Here is an 18,177-nt window from a genome sequence, read left to right on the forward strand (position 1 = left end):
TCCATCGCACCTACCACTTATGAGCGAAGGTTGTTCGCAGTGGTTCAATACTACGCCCGTTCGGCTGGCTTCACCTTAAAGCCCGGTCAGCATCGCATCGGCCGGAGCGTCCGCGCGCAGTTGTGCGGTGAGGATGAAGTAGACGAAACCCACCGCCATGAAGCCGAGGAAGATCAGCCCGATCAGCGCGTTGAACCACGCCATCGCCACCAGGCACACCACGGCCAATACCAGGGCGATGCCGGGTACAAGCGGATAGCCCGGCGCGCGAAAGGTGCGCTCCAGGTTGGGTTCGGTTTTACGCAATTTGAACAGGCTAAGCATGCTCATGATGTACATGACGATGGCACCGAACACGGCCATGGTGATCATCGCTGCAGTCAGGGTCATGCCGCCGAGGTTGATCAGGCCGTCGCTGTAGATCGCCGCGATGCCGATCAGTCCTCCGGCGATGATGGCCCGGTGCGGCGTCTGGAAGCGTGACAGTTTGGCCAGGGAGGCAGGCAGGTAGCCGGCGCGGGCCAGGGCGAAGAATTGCCGCGAGTAGCCGAGGATAATGCCGTGGAAACTCGCCACCAGGCCGAACAGGCCGATCCACACCAGCATATGCAGCCAGCCGGAGCTTTCGCCGACCACGGTTTTCATGGCTTGGGGCAGGGGATCGTTGATGTTCGACAGGGTGCGCCAATCGCCGACACCGCCGGCAAAGAACATCACGCCCATGGCCAGGACCACCAAAGTCAGGATGCCGCTGATGTAGGCCTTGGGAATCGTGCGTTTCGGGTCCTTGGCTTCTTCGGCGGCCATGGCCGCGCCTTCGATGGCCAGGAAGAACCAGATGGCGAAGGGAATCGCGGCAAACATTCCGGCAATGGCCGGTGCGCCAAACACATCGGAACCGGCCCAGCCGTTCAGGGCAAAATTGCTGAAACTGAACGCCGGGGCCACGACGCCCATGAACACCAGCAGTTCGGCCACCGCCAGGACGCAGACGATCAGCTCGAACGTCGCGGCCAGTTTCACCCCGAGGATGTTCAGGCCCATGAACACGATATAGGCCCCGACCGCCGCGTGTTTCGGATCCAGGGCCGGGAATTGCACGTTCAGGTAGGCGCCGATGGCCAGGGCAATGGCCGGCGGGGCGAAGACGAATTCGATCAGCGTCGCCAGCCCGGCGATCAATCCGCCTTTCTCACCAAAAGCCCGACGACTGTAGGCAAACGGCCCGCCGGCGTGGGGAATGGCGGTGGTCAGTTCGGTGAAGCTGAAGATGAAGCAGGTGTACATGGCCGCGACCATGAATGACGTCACCAAAAAGCCCAGCGTCCCGGCCACGCCCCAGCCGTAGCTCCAGCCGAAATACTCGCCGGAAATCACCAGCCCGACGGCAATACCCCATAAATGCAGGGTGCCCAGGGTGGGTTTGAGTTGTGTGTTCATCGGTGGCTCCCTTGATCCATAGCAAAAGCGCTGGGGAGGGCCGTGCAGTGGACGTGCCAGTGTGGCGCGGGCGGTCGTAATGGGTGAAATCGTGTCGTATCGGGGATGTTCGCTGCCGGATGGCTTGGTTTTGTGCCCCAGTTGAGGGCGACGTTGCCTGTTCTGGCGTCATCGCGAGCAGGCTCGCTCCCACAGGGGATCCTCAGTGGGCACGGATTCCGTATTCACAACAGAACCTTTGTGGGAGCGAGCCTGCTCGCGATGAGGCCAGCCCAGCCAACACTTTTTACGGATTCTTTATCCCCCAGCCCCGCTCTCGATCTCGTTCCTTTACAGCCTCCCTGCCGACAATCACTCCACACACGGCACGACGCCGTACCACGGAGAAATCCCATGAGTGTTCTGGACGGGGTGTCGCTGCTGTTGGCAGTGGCGCTGTTCATTTATCTGCTGGTTGCGCTGTTGCGCGCCGATCGGAACTAGGAGCGGCTATGCACGGTTATGACTACGGGCTGATCCTCGGCTTTTTCGCCTTGGTGCTGATTCCGGCACCGTTTCTGGGGCGTTTTTACTACCGGGTGATGGAAGGCCAGCGCACTTGGCTTTCGCCGATCCTCGGCCCGGTGGAGCGTGGTTGCTACCGCCTGGCCGGTGTCGATCCCACTGCTGAGCAGAGCTGGCAGAAATACACCCTGGCCTTGCTCGCGTTCAATCTGGCGGGTTTTTTCTTGCTGTTCGCCATTCTGCTGCTGCAAGGACACCTGCCGCTCAATACCGAGCAGTTGCCCGGCATGGAGTGGACCCAGGCTTTCAACACGGCCGTGAGTTTCACGACCAACACTAACTGGCAGTCCTACAGCGGCGAAGCGTCCCTGAGCTACCTGAGCCAGATGGTCGGCCTGACCGTGCAGAACTTTGTCAGCGCCGCCACCGGCCTGGCCGTGCTCGTGGCGCTGTGTCGCGGCATCGGGCGCAAGTCCGCTACGACGCTGGGTAATTTCTGGGTCGACATGACCCGCGCCACCCTCTACGGGCTGTTGCCGTTGTGCCTGCTGCTGGCTTTGTTCCTGGTCTGGCAGGGCGTGCCGCAGACCTTTGCGCACTATGTGCACGGGGTCACGCTGCAGGGCGCCGACCAGGTCATCCCGTTGGGTCCGGCCGCCAGCCAGATCGCGATCAAGCAACTGGGCACCAACGGTGGCGGTTTCTTCGGCGTCAACTCGGCGCATCCGTTCGAAAACCCGACGGCCTGGAGCAACCTGTTCGAAGTCGCTTCGATCATCCTGATTCCCGCCGCGTTGGTGTTCACCTTCGGCCATTACGTCAAGGACCTGCGCCAGAGCCGGGCGATCATCGCCTGCATGCTGGCCTTGTTCCTGATCGGCGGCGCTACCTCGCTGTGGGCCGAATACCAACCCAACCCGGCCCTGAACAACCCGGCCGTCGAGCAAACCGCACCACTGGAAGGCAAGGAGGCACGCTTCGGCACCACCGCCACGGTGCTGTGGTCAGTGACCACCACGGCGGCGTCCAATGGCTCGGTCAACGGCATGCACGACAGCCTCAGCCCGCTCAGCGGCATGGTGTCGCTGGTGAACATGATGGTCGGCGAAGTGATCTTCGGCGGCGTCGGGGCCGGGCTCTACGGCATGCTGTTGAACGTGCTGATCGCGGTGTTCCTGGCCGGCTTGATGATCGGTCGCACCCCGGAATACCTGGGCAAGAAGCTGGGCGCCCGGGAGGTGCAACTGTTGGTGGCCACCCTGCTGGTGATGCCTGTCAGCGTGCTGGTGCTGGGGGCCGTCGCTGCGAGTCTGCCCGGCCCGGCCGCAGCGGTGAGCAACCCGGGTGCCCACGGTTTCAGCCAGTTGTTGTACGCCTACACCTCGGCGGGAGCGAACAACGGTTCGGCATTCGCCGGGTTCGGCGCCAACACCCCTTTCCACAACCTGATGCTGGGCCTGGGCATGTTGATCGGCCGGTTCGGCTACATCCTGCCGGTGCTGGCGTTGGCCGGCAGCCTGGCCTTGAAGAAAAGCGCGCCGATTGGCCAGAACAGCTTTCCTACCCACGGCCCGCTGTTCGTGACGCTGTTGATCGTGACCATCCTGCTGGTGGGGGGCTTGACCTTCCTGCCGACCCTGGCGCTGGGGCCGATTGCCGAACACTTGAGCATGGGCTTCTGAGGGATATGAAAATGAATATGCCGATGAGCAAAAACGTCGTCGCCAAGGCGCCGGAGCAACCGAAAACCGCAATCTCGGCCCTGTGGCGGCCAGCGCTGGTGCAAGCCTTCGTCAAGCTCGACCCGCGCCAATTGCACCGCGCCCCGGTGATGCTGGTGGTAGAGCTGACCGCGATCCTCACCACCGTGCTGTGCTTCATTCCCGACAACGCCGTGCCGACCTTTGTCGCCGCGCAAATTGCGCTGTGGCTGTGGTTCACGGTGCTGTTCGCCAACTTCGCCGAAGCGTTGGCCGAAGGTCGCGGCAAGGCCCGGGCCGACAGTCTCAAGGCCGGCAGCGAAGGCCTCAACGCACGTCGCCAGACCGCCAGCGGTTTTGAAATCATCCCCGCCACCCGTCTGCGCAAAGGCGATGTGGTGCGCGTAGAGGCCGGCGACATGATCCCCGGCGACGGTGAAGTGATCGAAGGCATCGCCGCGGTCAATGAGGCGGCAATTACCGGCGAATCGGCGCCGGTCATCCGCGAGTCCGGCGGTGATCGCTCGGCCGTCACCGGCAACACGCGGCTGGTTTCCGACTGGCTGCTGGTGCGCATTACCAGCAATCCCGGCGAGTCCACTCTGGACCGCATGATCGCCCTGGTCGAAGGCGCCAAGCGCCAGAAAACGCCGAACGAGGTGGCGCTGGATATCCTGTTGATCGGCCTGACGCTGATCTTCCTGTTGGTGGTGGTGACGCTGCAACCGTTCGCCCATTTCGCCAACGCCAGCCTGCCGCTGGTGTTTCTGGTGGCGCTGCTGGTCACCTTGATTCCCACCACCATCGGCGGACTGCTGTCGGCCATCGGCATCGCCGGGATGGATCGGTTGGTGCGCCTGAACGTGATCGCCAAATCCGGCCGTGCGGTCGAGGCGGCGGGTGACGTGCATGTGTTGATGCTGGACAAGACCGGCACCATCACCTTTGGCAATCGTCGTTGTACAGCGGTTTATGCCGCCCCTGGTGTGAGCATCAAGGAACTGGCCGAAGGCGCGCTGTTCGCCTCGTTGGCTGACGAGACGGCCGAGGGCAAGTCCATCGTCGAGTACCTGCGAGGTTTGCATCCACAGCCCGAGCCCGGCATCGACGCGCTGACGGCTGTGCCGTTCAGTGCTGAAACCCGTTTGTCCGGGGTCGACTATCAGGGCCGTATCTACCGCAAGGGCGCGGTGGACTCGTTGCTGGATTTCATTGGCCTTGCACGCAATGAGTTGCCGCCGGCACTGGCGCGGGAGGTCGACAAGATCGCTCAGAGTGGCGGCACGCCGTTGCTGGTGTGCGTGGACGGCAAGCTGCTGGGTGTTATCCATCTCAAGGACGTGGTCAAACCCGGCATTCGCGAGCGCTTTGCCGAGCTGCGCAAGCTGGGGATCCGCACGGTGATGGTCACTGGCGACAACCCGTTGACCGCCGCGGCGATTGCCGCCGAGGCCGGTGTCGACGACGTGCTGGCGGAGGCCACGCCGGAGAAGAAACTGGCGCGTATCCGTCATGAGCAAAATGACGGTCGGCTGGTGGCCATGTGCGGCGACGGTGCCAACGACGCCCCGGCCCTGGCCCAGGCCGATGTCGGCATGGCGATGAACGACGGCACTCAGGCCGCGCGGGAGGCGGCCAACATGGTCGACCTCGACAGTGACCCGACCAAATTGCTCGATGTGGTACAGATCGGCAAGGAACTGCTGGTGACCCGTGGAGCGCTGACCACCTTTTCCATCGCCAATGACATCGCCAAGTATTTCGCGATCCTGCCGGCGCTGTTCGCTTCGATTTATCCACAGCTCGGCGTGTTGAATGTGATGCACCTGAGCAGCCCCCGGAGCGCGATCCTGTCGGCCATCGTCTTCAACGCCTTGATCATCGTCGTGCTGATCCCCCTGGCCCTGCGCGGCGTGCGCGTGCACGCGGCAAGCGCGGCGGCGCTGTTGCGACGCAATCTGTTGATCTACGGCCTGGGCGGGATCGTGGTGCCGTTCGTGGGGATCAAGGCGATCGATATGTTGCTGACGGCGTTGCACCTGGTTTGAGCCTGACGTGCGGTGAACCAATTTTTGTTGCAAGAAGATCGCTCCCGCCGAGCTCTGCAGGAGCTGTGTAGGAGCTGTGTAGGAGCTGTCGAGTGCAACGAGGCTGCGATCTTTCCCCAGACACTTGAATCCCAAGCGAAAGATCAAGATCAAGATCAAAAGATCGCAGGCTTCGCCAGCTCCTACAGAGCCCAGCGCGAGCAAGCGCCTTGCCTGGAAGTTAGCTGTTTCTTATTCGAGGATTTTGAAATGTCCACTCTGATTCGCCCGGCCTTGAGCCTGTTACTACTGATGGCCCTGATCACCGGTGTCGCGTACCCACTGGTGGTCACCGGCGTGGCGCAAGTCGCCTTTCCCGTCCAGGCCAATGGCAGCCTGATCGTCGATGCGGCCGGCAAGGTCCGTGGCTCGACGCTGATTGCCCAGGATTTCACCGGCGATGCCTGGTTTCATCCACGGCCATCGGCCGGCGCCTTTGCCACGGTCGCCAGCGGCGCCAGCAACTTTTCCCCGAGCAACCCGGCCCTGGCCACGCGGGTGATCGATGACGCCCAAAAACGCCAGGTGCCCGGCCAGGGCCCGGTGCCGCTGGCGTTGCTGACCACCTCCGCCAGCGGGCTGGATCCGCACTTGCCACCGGCAGCGATTGCCTATCAACTGGCCCGTGTCGCCGCAGCGCGCAACCTGCCGGCCTCGACCTTGCAGCAACTGCTCGACGACAACACTGAGCAATCCTTGGTGGGCCCGCCCGTGGTGAATGTGCTGGCGCTGAACCTGGCCCTGGAAAAACTGTAGAACCTGTGGGAGTGGCGCCTGTGGGGGCAAGGCTTGCTGCAGCAAAACCTGTGGGAGCAAGCTTTGCTCCCACAGGTCCAGTGCCCATAAGCTTTGCTCCCACAGGTCCGCCTTCCGCAGGGTGTTTGATCAATATTTGAAAGAGATTTTCACGCCATGAGCGACTCCGGCCGCGCCGACGCACTGTTAGCCAATCTGCCCCGCAATGACCGTGGCCGGCTCAAGGTCTTCCTGGGCGCGGCGCCCGGTGTCGGCAAGACCTACGCCATGCTGCAAGCGGCACACACCCAACTGCGTCAGGGCGTGAAAGTCGTCGCCGGGGTGGTGGAAACTCACGGTCGTGCCGAAACCGAAGCACTGCTCGGCGGCCTGCTGCAGCAGCCCTTGGTGCGCTCGGAGTATCGCGGTGTGATGCTCGAGGAAATGGACCTCGACGGCTTGCTCGCCACCCGGCCGAACCTGGTCCTGGTGGACGAACTGGCCCATAGCAATGCGCCGGGCAGTCGCCATGCCAAACGCTGGCAGGACATTCAGGAACTGCTTGCGGCGGGTATCGATGTCTACACCACCGTCAATGTCCAGCATCTGGAAAGCCTCAACGACCAAGTGCGCGGCATCACGGGCGTGCAGGTGCGCGAGACGTTGCCGGATTGGGTCCTGCAGGAGGCCGATGAACTGCTGTTGATCGACCTGCCATCGCGCGAGCTGCTGGAGCGCCTGCGTGATGGCAAGGTCTACGTGCCGGAACAGGCCCGGGCGGCGATCGATGCGTTTTTCACCCAGACCAACCTGACCGCGTTGCGCGAGCTGGCCATGCAGACCGCCGCTGCCCAGGTCGACAATGACCTGGCCCAGGGGTATCGACAACTGGGTCAGGCGGCGCCGGCGGTGCGCGGACGCCTGCTGGTGGGGGTGGGCGCCGACGTGCAGGCCGAACGTCTGGTGCGCCACGCCAGTCGCGTCGCCCAGCGTCGGCATTTGCCGTGGAGCCTGGTCCACGTAGACAGCGGCGTCGCGCACGATGAGTCGTCGCGACAGTATCTGCAAAATGCCCAGCAGTTGGCTGAACGTCTCGGCGGGGAAGTGGTGCTGTTGCGGGCCGGCGAAGTCGCCAAGACCTTGATCCAGCACGCCACCGAACGTCGCGCCACGCTGCTGCTGGTGGGCCAGTCCAGGCTGCGTTTGCGACGGCGACTGTTGGGCGGTGGTTTGGCTTCACGCTTGCTGCGCGATGCCCGGGGACTGGAAATCAGTGTGCTGGACAGCGATGAGCAGCCCCGTCCCACCCGCGTGCGTTCGAGCGCCGTCCAGACCGGGTTCGACTACGTGTTGGCGCTGGCGGCGACCGTGGCGGCCAGCGCGTTGGCCTGGGGGATTTCAGGGTGGCTGGCGTTGCCCAATATTTCCCTGGTGTTTCTGATGGCGGTGTTGCTGGTGGCGGTACGCAGCAGCCTCGGCCCGGCGCTGGCCTGCGCGGCGCTGTCGTTCCTGGCCTATGACTTCCTGTTCATCCCACCGAATTTTTCCTTCACCATCCAGCGCGAAGAAGACGTGCTGACGTTGGTGTTTTTCCTGCTCATGGCAGCCCTGACCGGCAACCTTGCCGCTCGCCAGCGTCGCCAGTTGCAGGCCCTGCGCGACACCCAGCAGGAAACCGGCGAACTGCTCGACCTGTCGCGCAAACTCACTGCCGCCACCGACCGCCAGGCAGTGGTCAGCGCCGCTGCGCAGCACCTCAACGGCCTGCACGACTTGCAGCTTTGCCTGCTCAATCGCGACGGCCAGAGCGATTGGAAGGTCGAGACCGGCGAGCCGTTGACGTTTACCGAAGCCGAACGTGCGGCGGCCGACTGGGCCTGGCAGCACGACCAGCCCGCTGGTGCCGGCACCGGGACGTTGCCGTCTGGGCGCTGGTGGTGGTGGCCGCTGTCGGCGGAAGGCGGACCACTGGGGTTGCTGGGTGTGTGCCCGAACGAAGGCAAGCCGTTGAGCGGCCAGCGTCGGCGTTTGCTGGCGGCCCTCAGTCAACCATTGGCCCAGGCGTTGGCCCGGGCGCAACTGGCCCAGGACCTGGAAGCAGCGCGCCTGCACGGTGAAACCGAGCAACTGCGCAGCGCCTTGCTGGCGTCAGTGTCCCACGATCTGCGCACACCGCTGACGTCCATGCGCGGCAGCATCGACAGCTTGCTGGCGCTGGGGGAGGCGATCCCACTGGCCGATCGTCGCGAACTGCTCGAAGGCACCCGCGATGAAGCCGAGCGGTTGGATCGCTACATCCAGAACCTGCTGGACATGACCCGTCTGGGGCACGGCGCCCTGAAGCTGGCGCGGGACTGGGTGTCGCCGGCCGATATCGTCGGCAGCGCGCTGAACCGCTTGCGGGCGGTGTTGGCGCCCCTGGCGGTCGGCGTCGAGGTGCCTGCTGACCTGCCGTTGCTATATGTCCACGCGGCACTGATCGAGCAGGCCTTGGTAAACGTGCTGGAAAACGCCGCACGTTTTTCACCGGCCCATGGACGGCTGCTGCTGAGCGCGGGTACGAGGGACGGCGAAGTGTTTTTTGCCGTGGCCGACGAGGGCCCCGGGATCCCTGAACAAGAGCGAGAAAAAATCTTCGACATGTTCTATACCGCCGCGCGCGGTGATCGGGGCGGGCAGGGCACGGGGTTGGGATTGGCCATCTGCCAGGGCATGGTCGGTGCCCATGGCGGGCGCATCAGCGTGGCCGACGGCCTCGACGGGCGCGGCACCTGCATCACGTTGCACCTGCCCTTGCAGGCACAGCCGGGTATGGACGATGAAGCCTGAGCGGCGCTGGGTTACTCTCTCGTCCCACCTGCTTGCCTTTTCACCTGATTGCAACGAACGAGCGCCATGAGCCAGACCGCGACCCTTTTGGTTATCGATGACGAACCGCAGATCCGCAAATTCCTGCGCATCAGCTTGAGCTCCCAAGGCTACAAGGTGCTGGAAGCCGGTACCGGCGCTGAAGGGCTTGCCCAAGCGGCGCTGAACAAGCCCGATCTGCTGATACTCGACCTGGGCCTGCCGGACATGGACGGCCAGCAGGTGTTGCGCGAGTTTCGCCAATGGTCGACGGTGCCGGTGCTGGTGCTCTCGGTGCGGGCCAGCGAAGCGCAGAAGGTCGAGGCGCTGGACAACGGTGCCAACGATTACGTGACCAAACCGTTCGGCATCCAGGAGTTTCTCGCCCGCATCCGCGCCTTGTTGCGCCAGGCCCCGGCGGGCGAGCCACAGGAAGCCGCGCTGATGTTCGGTCCGTTGACGGTGGACCTGGCGTATCGACGGGTGCTGCTGGATGGCACCGAAGTGGCCCTGACCCGCAAGGAGTACGCGGTACTGGCGCAACTGGCGCGGCACCCGGGGCGGGTCATTACCCAGCAGCAACTGCTCAAGGACATCTGGGGCCCGACCCACACCGAAGACAGCCACTACCTGCGGATCGTGGTCGGCCACCTGCGCCAGAAACTGGCCGACGACCCGACCCGACCGCGGTTCATTGTGACCGAGGCGGGGGTGGGGTATCGGTTGTTGGGGGAGGGTGGGCTTTAGTCTTGTGTTGTCAGGGCTGCCGCCATCGCGGGCAAGCCTTGCTCCCACAGGGTTCACCGCAGATCAATGTAGGAGCGAGCTTGCTCGCGAAGAGGCCCGAACAGCCACTCGAGATCTCTCAGTTCTGGTCACTCTCATACCGATCCAAGGTGTCGCTGGCAATCTCCCGCCCCAGTGCGATCAACTCCGGCGCCTTGTAGAACTCGAAGAACCGGCATACCCGTTTCGGCACGTTGATCAGCACATCCGGCGGGTAACCGGCGATCTTGTACTGGGCGAGCGAGGTCTGCATCACTTCGAAGCTCTGGTTGATCAAGTCCAGCAACGACGCCGGGCCGACGTTGTCGATGATGAACGAACCGGTGGCGGATTTCGGTGCGCCTTCGTTCTCTGGCGAGGCGGCCGGTTGTTGGCCTTCGGGCTCGGCCGAGTCGATCCACGGGTTGATGTCGGCGGCCTCGGCCTTCAAGGCTTCCTGTTCCAGCAGCAACAACTGTTCGGCCTGTTTGCGGCGAAACGGCAGGCGCGAACCCAGGGAGCTGACCAGGGTGTCGAAGCGCCGCCGGAATGCGGCGGGGCGCTGGATGACCGGTAATTGGTATTGTTTCTGGTTGGTGGCGTTGAGGTTAACTGCGATGATCAGGTCGCAGTGGCTCGACACCACCGGCACGATCGGCAACGGGTTGAGCAGGCCGCCATCGACCAGCATGCGGTTGCCTTGCATCACCGGTGTGAACAGGCTGGGAATCGCCGCCGAGGCGCGCATTGCCTGATGCAGGCAACCTTCCTGGAACCAGATTTCCTGCTGGTTGGTCAGGTCGGTCGCGACGGCGGTGTAGGGAATGCGCAATTGTTCAATGTTGATTTCGCCGACGATCTTGCGGATCTGCCCGAAGACCTTTTCGCCACGGATCGCCCCCAGGCGAAAACTGACGTCCACCAGGCGCAGGACGTCCAGATAATCCAGGCTTTCGATCCAGTTGCGGTACTCCTCGAGCTTGCCCGCCGCATAGATCCCACCCACGACCGCCCCCATGGAACAACCGGCGATGCAGGCAATGTCGTAGCCACGTCGTTCGATTTCTTCGATCACCCCGATATGGGCATAGCCCCGGGCGCCACCCGAGCCCAATACCAATGCGACACGTTTTGTCATGACCCGGCCTCTTGTCGAACAGACTTCAACAATGCACCCATCGACGGCTTGGCTCAATCGTTGTGGCGCACGCGTCGTTATTTGACACGCCGGCGTGGCATTTGCGTATTCTCATCCACACTGAATTTACACGGTCGGGTCTTGGCACTTTTTGCCGGCGCAACCGTCTTACCAGCACGACTGTTTTCCTGACTTGAGGTGTAATCAATGAAAGCCCGGATCCGCCTGCCCTTGGTGGCATCTTTGATGGTTCTGGCCCTGGCCGGTTGCGCAGGCAAAACCGCTTACCGCGACAGTTGCGGCAGCCAGCTCGACGCCGCCTGGCGTGAACTGGACCTGGCCAAGGCCGAAGGTTTTGCCGGCACCGTCAGCTACTCCAAGGCCCTGTCCCTGCTGACAGGCGCCAAGACCCAGCAGCAATTCGAAGCGTTCGAAGGCTGTACCAAGAAAGCCGAGAAGGCGCGTTTCTACATTCGCGAATCCCGCGCCGGACGATAAAGGCAGCGACAAGCAATCAACTGCAAGCTACAAGGGAAGGATGCCAAATCGTTTTTCACTTGTAGCTTGCGGCTTGACGCTCAACGCTGTGTACGGAGTACGTCCATGATCGATCGGCTGGTTGCCCGGATATTGGGCCTGGAAGTCCGCCTGTTGGCCTGTCAGGCCCGCTTGAATGCCCATACCGACAGCGAAGCGCTGCATGACCTGCGCACCACGATACGCCGTTTGCGCAGCCTGCTTCGTCCATTGCGTGGATTGCCCGGCGTCGAACAGCTGGAAACGGCTGCTTCGGCGGTCGGCACCCTGACCACGCCCTTGCGCGATCGGGAAGTGTTGGCCGCTTACCTGGAGCAGCATGGCCAGGTCGCGGCGGCGCGGCACCGTCAGGTGCAAATGGTCCAGGCCTATCCCGCCGTGGCCGCGAGTGTTGAACTGGCGCAGTTGTTGATGATCCTCGATGCCTTCCCGCGCTTCATTCGCGCGGCCCAGCGTGAGGGGCTGCTGAAGGGCTTGCGCAAACGCATCGAAAAGCGCCTGGACAAACAGTGGAAAAAACTCGGCGAAGCCCTGTGCGATCCGGCCCATGACCGTCATCGATTACGCCTGCTGATCAAGCGCGTGCGCTACGCCATCGAAGCCTATCCTGAACTCGACCGCCTGCCTGAAGCGGCCATGCCCCGGCTCAAGTCCGCCCAGGCCGCGCTGGGCGATTGGCACGATTGCTGGCAATGGCTGGCCAGGGCCAAGGAAGAAACCGACCTGCACGCTTGTGTGCCAACCTGGCACGCCACGATGGAAAAGGCCGAGGCCAAGTCCGACAAGGTGCTCGACAAGCTGATTGCCAGTTGCTTCAAGAAATCCTGAACCGAGCAAGCCCGCTCCCACAATCGATTGGGTCGAATTCAAAAACGGCGGCCTATCTGTCAGCCTCTTTGGCCGGAATGAGCCCTGTGCCGCCAGCCGGCGCTGGTTAAGATCCCTTCATCCTTTTCCCTGTTTTCGAGGTCGTCATGCGCTTTTCCGATTTGATCGATGCCGTGCGCCGGCAGCCCGGTGCGGTGACCATCGCGCCTGAGTGGGGCCAGGGGCGAGCCAGTTTTGGCGGGTTGGTGGCGGCGCTGCAATATGAGGCTATGCGTGCCCAAGTGCCGGCGGACCGCCCGGTGCGCTCGTTGGCCATCACCTTTGTCGGCCCGGTCGAACCCGACGTACCTGTCAGTTTCGAAGTCGACGTATTGCGTGAAGGCAAGGCTGTGAGCCAGGTGCTGGGGCGTGCGGTGCAGAACGGCCAAGTGGTGACCGTGGTGCAAGGCAGTTTCGGCGCGTCGCGCTCATCCGTGGTGTCGGTGCAGGCCGATCCAGCACCAGAATTCAAAAGCGTGGAGCAATGCCAGGAACTGCCTTACGTCAAAGGTGCGACGCCGGAATTCATGCGTCACCTGGCGATGCGCTGGAGCGTTGGCGGCTTGCCATTCAGCGGCAACAAGTCCCGGAGCATGGGCGGCTGGGTACGCTTGCGCGGTGATGTGCAGGAGGAGGCGCTGAACGAAAGTCATATCCTGGCCTTGGTGGACGCCTGGCCGCCGGCCTTGTTGCCTCATCTTTCGCAAATGGCCCCGGGCAGCACTCTCACGTGGACCATCGAGTTCGTCCAGCCGCTGCTGGAACTCACGACACTGGACTGGTGCAAGTACCTGGCCGAGATCGAACATGCCCAGGACGGCTACGGCCATGTCGCCGCGAAGTTCTGGAGCGCCGATGGCCGCTTGATCGCCCTGAGCCGGCAGACGGTCACTATTTTCGGCTAAGGCTCTCGGTGACAATGGCGCTGCAGCCCGAGTGCCGCGAGCAGGCCGATGATGCCGATGGCGACATCGCCCAGGCTCAAGCTGAACACCCCCGACACAATCAGCAGAAACGCGATGATGAACAGCGGCACGGCAATCAGGTGCAACACCAGGTTGGTGGGATGCCGATGATTGTCTGGGTAGGCGCGCCATTGCCAGGCCGGAAGATTGGGGTGACGTTTGCCCATGATGCTGTTTCCTTGAACGAAATCGAATAACCCAAGGATAGGTCCGGGCGGGCGGGGCGGCGAATGGCGGTTGGCTATCGAAGCGATAGGTGGCCATACAGTTTTGCTGTTGTGCAAAGGTGCTTGCTCCCGCTGGCCTCTGTAGGAGCTGCCGAAGGCTGCGATCTTTTGATCTTTCGCCTGAGATTCAAGGGTCTGGGGAAAGATCGCAGCCTCGTTGCACTCGTCAGCTCCTACAGCGCGGCCCGGCGGGAGCAATCTCTGGCCACAGAAGCCCCCGGCGGTCCAGCGCTCACAGTTTCAACTGCCCGATCGCCTTGCTCAACTGGCCCGCCAACGTTGCCAGTTCATCGCTGGTGGTGGCTGAGTCGACGGTCTGGCGCACGGTGTTCTCGGTCACGTCGCGAATGCTTACCACTGCCCGGTTCATTTCCTCGGCGACATGGCTTTGTTGCTCGGCCGCGACAGCGATCTGGGTGTTGCTCTCGCGCATTTGCGCTACCGCAGCGGTGATCTGTGCCAACGCGTCGCCGGCCTCGCGGGCCTGTTGCACGCAATCGTCGGCCTTGAGCGAACTCTCCTGCATGAAGTCCACCGCGTCGCGGGTCCCGGCCTGCAGGGCCGAAATCATGGAGGTAATTTCGTCCGTAGAGGTCTGCACCCGCTTGGCCAGGTTGCGCACCTCGTCGGCCACCACGGCAAAGCCCCGGCCCATTTCCCCGGCCCGCGCCGCTTCGATAGCCGCGTTCAGGGCCAGCAGGTTGGTTTGCTCGGCGATGCTGTGGATCACACTGACCACGCCATTGATCTTCTGGCTGTCTTCGGCCAGGCGCTGGATCATTTCGGCGGTCTGCTGCACACCCGAAGACAACCCGGTGATCGACTGTTGCACCCGACCGACCACTTCCTGACCGTTGCCGGCCAGGGTATCGGCGGTTTTCGACAGGTCGCGGGTGGCGCCGGCGTGCTGGGCGATGTGATAAACCGTGGCGGACATTTCGTTGATCGCCGTGGCCGCCTGATCGGTTTCGCTTTGCTGGCCGAGCATGCCGTGGCGCACATCGTTCATGCTCGATGCCAGGCGCGCGGCACCACTGTCCAACTGCCGGGCGGTGCTGGCAACGGTGTCGACGACCCGTTGATAACCGGCCTGCATGGCGTTGAACGCCGCCGCCATCTGGCCCACTTCGTCCCGGCAGGCCAGGGGCACGCGGGCGGCCAGGTCGCCGGTTTTTTCCACGTGCAGCATTACGTCTTTGAGCGTATTGAGCTGGCTGAGCAAGAAACGGATCAACAACTGGGATGCGCCCAGCATCGCCAGCATCAACACGAACACGGCCACGGCATATTGGCTGAAGCGTTCACCGAACACTTGGCTCAGGCTCACACCTTGGGCCAACACGGCGAGTTGTTGGCCGTCACCTCGACGGATCACTTGGGCACCCATCAGCGGGTCGTCGCCAAACAGCAATCCGGTGTCGAGTGCGACCCAGCCGTTGGCCTGGGCCAGCGAAGGCAACGGTTGTTCATTGAGAACGGGAACCTGGTCGCGCTGCAATGCCAGGAGATGGTCGACCTTGGGCAAGGGCGTTCCGGCAGGCCAGGCATCCAGCAGGCGAGCCTGGGCTTGCGCGTTTGCCTGGGCCGCATGGTTGCGCGACTGCTGTTCGAGGTGCACTGCGTAGAGCACCAGCAGCAAGGTGGTGACAAAGGCGACCGCATTGACCGCCCAGAATTTGTATTTCAGCGAGATATTGCTAAGCCAGGCACCCATGGAAGGTCTTCTCTGATAGCGGAAACAGCATTGGCAAGGTGCCATTATTTTGCCGCTATTCAGGTGACGGGATTTTGATATGGGTCAACAGACAACATCGATCCCGGGGGTTTTTGATGTGGACCCACAGACAACCCGCTCCCACAGGGATGTGTGTTTATTCGCAAATGGCGGGCAAACCAAAAAACGCCCGGGCGCACTCGGTGCTGTGGGCTGCCAGGTCGTCCTGGCTTTCGCCCCGGTGCAAGGCCACTTCGCGCAGGACTTCCGTCAGGTAGGCCGGTTCGTTGCGGCCATTCTTGGGTTTGGGGCGTAGTGTGCGAGGCAGCAGGTACGGTGCGTCGCTTTCGAGCATCAGCCGACCACGGGGGATCTCGCGCACCAACGGGTGCAGGTGCGTCCCCCGGCGTTCGTCGCAGATCCAGCCAGTGATGCCAATGTGCAGGTCCAGGTCCAGGTAGCTGAACAGCGCCTTTTTTTCACCGGTAAAGCAGTGCACCACGGCCGCCGGCAACTGATCGCGAAAATCCCGGAGGATGTCCAGCAAGCGCTGGTCGGCATCGCGTTCATGCAGGAATACCGGCAATTGTAATTGGACTGCCAGGGCGAGGTGTTCCTCCAGGACTTTTTCCTGTTGCGGTCGAGGGGAGAAGTCCCGATTGAAATCCAGGCCGCATTCGCCCACCGCGCGCACGCGGCTGTGCATCAGCAGATCCTTGAGGTGCCGGGCGCTGTCGGCGGTCCATTCGCTGGCGCTGTGGGGGTGAATGCCGGCGGTGGAAAACAGCCGCTCACCCGTGTCGTCGAGGCGTTGGCACAGCTCCAGGGCCTGTTCGCTGCCCTCGATACTGGTGCCGGTCAAGACCAGTTGGCAGACGCCGGATTCATAGGCGCGCTCAAGCACCGCCTGATGTTTGTCGGCGAAACTGGGGTTGGTCAGGTTGACGCCGATATCGATGAGTTGCATGGTGCTACCTCGACCCAAAGGCCGGAAAGCATATCAGAGCTGTAGATTTATAAGAAAAGCCAAGAACTACAACGAGTTGAGGCTGTCTGTTAAGGCCGCGAGACACATCGGGTTGGTATAAAAGCCGTCACTGTGCCAGTCTTCCGCACTTTTTCAGCGCCCCAGGCGCTCTGTTTCTGTCGACTCAGCCTCGTTTTTCAAGGGGGGCGGTCCACAGTATTGCTTCCGGAGAGTGGATGACACGTCCCCAGGTATTACTACTGTTGTGTTGTTCGCTGTTGTTGCCAATGCCGGCCGAGGCGCGGCTGCCTGGGCCCGTGCAGACGGTGGCGCCGGTCACGGTGCGCGACCTGGCGCAAATCCGCAGCAGTCGCGTGTTGAAGGTTTTGGTCAACCAGAGCCGCAACAGCTCCGGTGAAGTTCAGGGCCAGCCCATTGGCGTCGAATACCATCGGCTGCGAGCCTTCGAGCAATACCTCAACGGCCACGCCCGGGATGGCCAGGAAATCACCCTCAAAATCATTCCCATGGCCAAGGACCAACTGCTCGGCGCCTTGCAGCGCGGGGAAGGCGACCTCGTGGCGCCGGGTGAGTTGCTCGACCCCCAGGCCGGCCATGCGGTCAGCGCCAGCGATCCGGTTCGTACCGACGTGCCGTTGCTGCTGGTGGGTATCAAGGGCGAGAAGCGCTACACGCGCGTGGAGCAACTTTCCGGCAAGACCCTGGCCTTGCCCAGCGGCAGCGCGGCGGGGGACGCCGTGAGCCAGATCAACCAGAAACTGGCGCTGCTCAAGCTGCCGCCGGTGAAGGTCGAATGGGTCGATCCCACCCTGGCTGTGGAGGATGTCCTGGAAATGGTCCAGGGCGGGATTTTTCATTTGACCATCGTCGAACAGCCCATCGCCGAGCGCTGGGGCAAGATCCTGCCCAAGTTGCGCTTGGACCGTCAGGTGCAGATCGGCGAGCCGGGTGACGAGTATTGGTTCGTTCGTCGTGATGCCGCCATGTTGCGGGCGAGCATCGACCGATTCCTGGTGACCTACAAAGTGCCTTCCAACCAGGACGCGGCATTCCTGCGCATCTATCGGCGTTTGTACCGGGTCCATTATCCGTTGGCCCGGGCCAATCGCCAACGCCTTGAGAAACTGCGTCCGGTGCTGCAAAAACATGCCGATGCCCAAGGCATGGACTGGCTCAACCTGGCGGCGCTGGCTTTCAAGGAATCAGCCCTGCAACCCAACGCCCGCAGCGGTGCAGGTCCTACCGGCCTGATGCAGATCACCCCGGCGGCGGCTCAGCGGGTCGGGGTCGCTAACATCCAGAACCTGGATGCCAATGTGCAGGCCGGCGCCAAGTACCTGGCCCTTATCCGTCGAAAATTCTTTGCCAGCCCCAAGCTCAACGAGCGCGAGCGCATGGCCTTCGTCCTGGCCGCCTACAACATGGGCCCCGAACGCGTCCAGGGCATGCGAGCCGAGGCCCGGCGGCGAGGACTGAACCCCAACCAATGGTTTTTCCAGGTCGAGCGCATTGCCATGGAGCAGGTGGGAATGGGCGCGGTCAGCTACGTTAATAGTGTCAATAAGTATTACTTGGCCTTTGATCGTGAACGAGAGTCGCTGGAGCCTGGAAGTCAGAAGGTCGCCGAGCGAAAATAATCGATAATTTCGATTTGTATCTCGCA

Annotated in this window: 14 protein-coding genes and 1 pseudogene; 10 read left to right on the forward strand and 5 right to left on the reverse strand. The window is 62.6% G+C overall.

Features of this window, described 5'->3' with window-relative positions; all coding sequences use genetic code 11:
- Positions 1-75: 75 nt before the first annotated feature.
- Positions 76-1,440: an ethanolamine permease gene (eat, locus tag AC09SL_RS00820; protein ID WP_058543262.1), complete on the reverse strand. Its 1,365-nt coding sequence runs from the start codon at positions 1,438-1,440 to the stop codon at positions 76-78.
- Between the two features lie 393 nt (positions 1,441-1,833).
- Here eat and kdpF point away from each other — a divergent pair, with 393 nt between their 5' ends.
- The 6 genes from kdpF to AC09SL_RS00850 all read left to right on the forward strand — a co-directional run bounded on the left by kdpF (position 1,834) and on the right by AC09SL_RS00850 (position 10,060).
- On the forward strand, positions 1,834-1,923 hold the full coding sequence (kdpF, locus tag AC09SL_RS00825; RefSeq protein ID WP_003218754.1) for a K(+)-transporting ATPase subunit F: 90 nt from the start codon (positions 1,834-1,836) through the stop codon (positions 1,921-1,923).
- Between the two features lie 8 nt (positions 1,924-1,931).
- The gene (gene kdpA, locus AC09SL_RS00830; protein ID WP_058543676.1) at positions 1,932-3,626 is read left to right on the forward strand and encodes a potassium-transporting ATPase subunit KdpA; all 1,695 of its coding nucleotides are present in this window, start codon (positions 1,932-1,934) and stop codon (positions 3,624-3,626) included.
- Between the two features lie 5 nt (positions 3,627-3,631).
- On the forward strand, positions 3,632-5,692 hold the full coding sequence (gene kdpB, locus AC09SL_RS00835; RefSeq protein ID WP_058543675.1) for a potassium-transporting ATPase subunit KdpB: 2,061 nt from the start codon (positions 3,632-3,634) through the stop codon (positions 5,690-5,692).
- Positions 5,693-5,941: 249 nt separating this feature from the next.
- Entirely contained in the window at positions 5,942-6,487 is a 546-nt protein-coding gene (gene kdpC, locus AC09SL_RS00840) for a potassium-transporting ATPase subunit KdpC (protein ID WP_058543674.1), read from the forward strand.
- Between the two features lie 156 nt (positions 6,488-6,643).
- The gene (locus AC09SL_RS00845) at positions 6,644-9,295 is read left to right on the forward strand and encodes a sensor histidine kinase (protein WP_058543673.1); all 2,652 of its coding nucleotides are present in this window, start codon (positions 6,644-6,646) and stop codon (positions 9,293-9,295) included.
- A gap of 66 nt (positions 9,296-9,361) precedes the next feature.
- The gene (locus AC09SL_RS00850) at positions 9,362-10,060 is read left to right on the forward strand and encodes a response regulator (protein ID WP_058543672.1); all 699 of its coding nucleotides are present in this window, start codon (positions 9,362-9,364) and stop codon (positions 10,058-10,060) included.
- Positions 10,061-10,178: 118 nt separating this feature from the next.
- Here the strand turns inward: AC09SL_RS00850 and AC09SL_RS00855 are convergent, their stop codons facing one another.
- Positions 10,179-11,216: a patatin-like phospholipase family protein gene (locus tag AC09SL_RS00855; RefSeq protein WP_058543671.1), complete on the reverse strand. Its 1,038-nt coding sequence runs from the start codon at positions 11,214-11,216 to the stop codon at positions 10,179-10,181.
- Positions 11,217-11,423: 207 nt separating this feature from the next.
- Between AC09SL_RS00855 and AC09SL_RS00860 the strand changes: the two genes are divergently transcribed.
- The 3 genes from AC09SL_RS00860 (at position 11,424) to AC09SL_RS00870 (ending at position 13,525) form a co-directional block, all read left to right on the forward strand.
- Positions 11,424-11,714 (forward strand): hypothetical protein, encoded by a 291-nt coding sequence (locus tag AC09SL_RS00860; protein ID WP_058543670.1) that lies wholly within the window; start codon positions 11,424-11,426, stop codon positions 11,712-11,714.
- Positions 11,715-11,819: 105 nt separating this feature from the next.
- The gene (locus AC09SL_RS00865; RefSeq protein ID WP_058543669.1) at positions 11,820-12,581 is read left to right on the forward strand and encodes a CHAD domain-containing protein; all 762 of its coding nucleotides are present in this window, start codon (positions 11,820-11,822) and stop codon (positions 12,579-12,581) included.
- Positions 12,582-12,727: 146 nt separating this feature from the next.
- Positions 12,728-13,525, forward strand: a complete 798-nt coding sequence (locus AC09SL_RS00870; RefSeq protein ID WP_058543668.1) for an acyl-CoA thioesterase — start codon at positions 12,728-12,730, stop codon at positions 13,523-13,525.
- A gap of 8 nt (positions 13,526-13,533) precedes the next feature.
- On the opposite strand, the pseudogene AC09SL_RS00875 reads toward AC09SL_RS00870, so the two are convergent.
- The 3 genes and pseudogenes from AC09SL_RS00875 to AC09SL_RS00885 form a co-directional block, all read right to left on the reverse strand.
- Positions 13,534-13,752, reverse strand: a pseudogene (locus AC09SL_RS00875) (terminase); the annotation flags it as partial.
- Between the two features lie 292 nt (positions 13,753-14,044).
- Entirely contained in the window at positions 14,045-15,526 is a 1,482-nt protein-coding gene (locus tag AC09SL_RS00880; RefSeq protein WP_064106898.1) for a methyl-accepting chemotaxis protein, read from the reverse strand.
- A gap of 157 nt (positions 15,527-15,683) precedes the next feature.
- On the reverse strand, positions 15,684-16,493 hold the full coding sequence (locus tag AC09SL_RS00885; protein WP_058543667.1) for a TatD family hydrolase: 810 nt from the start codon (positions 16,491-16,493) through the stop codon (positions 15,684-15,686).
- A gap of 236 nt (positions 16,494-16,729) precedes the next feature.
- Here AC09SL_RS00885 and AC09SL_RS00890 point away from each other — a divergent pair, with 236 nt between their 5' ends.
- Positions 16,730-18,151, forward strand: coding sequence for an MltF family protein (locus AC09SL_RS00890; protein ID WP_058543666.1), 1,422 nt, complete (start codon positions 16,730-16,732; stop codon positions 18,149-18,151).
- Positions 18,152-18,177 lie beyond the last annotated feature (26 nt).

This window comes from Pseudomonas sp. PF05 (assembly GCF_056521845.1).

Excerpts from the sequence above, each read along its gene's own strand:
- eat (WP_058543262.1), bottom strand. The coding sequence starts at position 1,440 with ATGAACACACAACTCAAACCCACCCTGGGCACCCTGCATTTATGGGGT.
- kdpF (WP_003218754.1), top strand. The coding sequence starts at position 1,834 with ATGAGTGTTCTGGACGGGGTGTCGCTGCTGTTGGCAGTGGCGCTGTTC.
- kdpA (WP_058543676.1), top strand. The coding sequence starts at position 1,932 with ATGCACGGTTATGACTACGGGCTGATCCTCGGCTTTTTCGCCTTGGTG.
- kdpB (WP_058543675.1), top strand. The coding sequence starts at position 3,632 with ATGAAAATGAATATGCCGATGAGCAAAAACGTCGTCGCCAAGGCGCCG.
- kdpC (WP_058543674.1), top strand. The coding sequence starts at position 5,942 with ATGTCCACTCTGATTCGCCCGGCCTTGAGCCTGTTACTACTGATGGCC.
- AC09SL_RS00845 (WP_058543673.1), top strand. The coding sequence starts at position 6,644 with ATGAGCGACTCCGGCCGCGCCGACGCACTGTTAGCCAATCTGCCCCGC.
- AC09SL_RS00850 (WP_058543672.1), top strand. The coding sequence starts at position 9,362 with ATGAGCCAGACCGCGACCCTTTTGGTTATCGATGACGAACCGCAGATC.
- AC09SL_RS00855 (WP_058543671.1), bottom strand. The coding sequence starts at position 11,216 with ATGACAAAACGTGTCGCATTGGTATTGGGCTCGGGTGGCGCCCGGGGC.
- AC09SL_RS00860 (WP_058543670.1), top strand. The coding sequence starts at position 11,424 with ATGAAAGCCCGGATCCGCCTGCCCTTGGTGGCATCTTTGATGGTTCTG.
- AC09SL_RS00865 (WP_058543669.1), top strand. The coding sequence starts at position 11,820 with ATGATCGATCGGCTGGTTGCCCGGATATTGGGCCTGGAAGTCCGCCTG.
- AC09SL_RS00870 (WP_058543668.1), top strand. The coding sequence starts at position 12,728 with ATGCGCTTTTCCGATTTGATCGATGCCGTGCGCCGGCAGCCCGGTGCG.
- AC09SL_RS00880 (WP_064106898.1), bottom strand. The coding sequence starts at position 15,526 with ATGGGTGCCTGGCTTAGCAATATCTCGCTGAAATACAAATTCTGGGCG.
- AC09SL_RS00885 (WP_058543667.1), bottom strand. The coding sequence starts at position 16,493 with ATGCAACTCATCGATATCGGCGTCAACCTGACCAACCCCAGTTTCGCC.
- AC09SL_RS00890 (WP_058543666.1), top strand. The coding sequence starts at position 16,730 with ATGACACGTCCCCAGGTATTACTACTGTTGTGTTGTTCGCTGTTGTTG.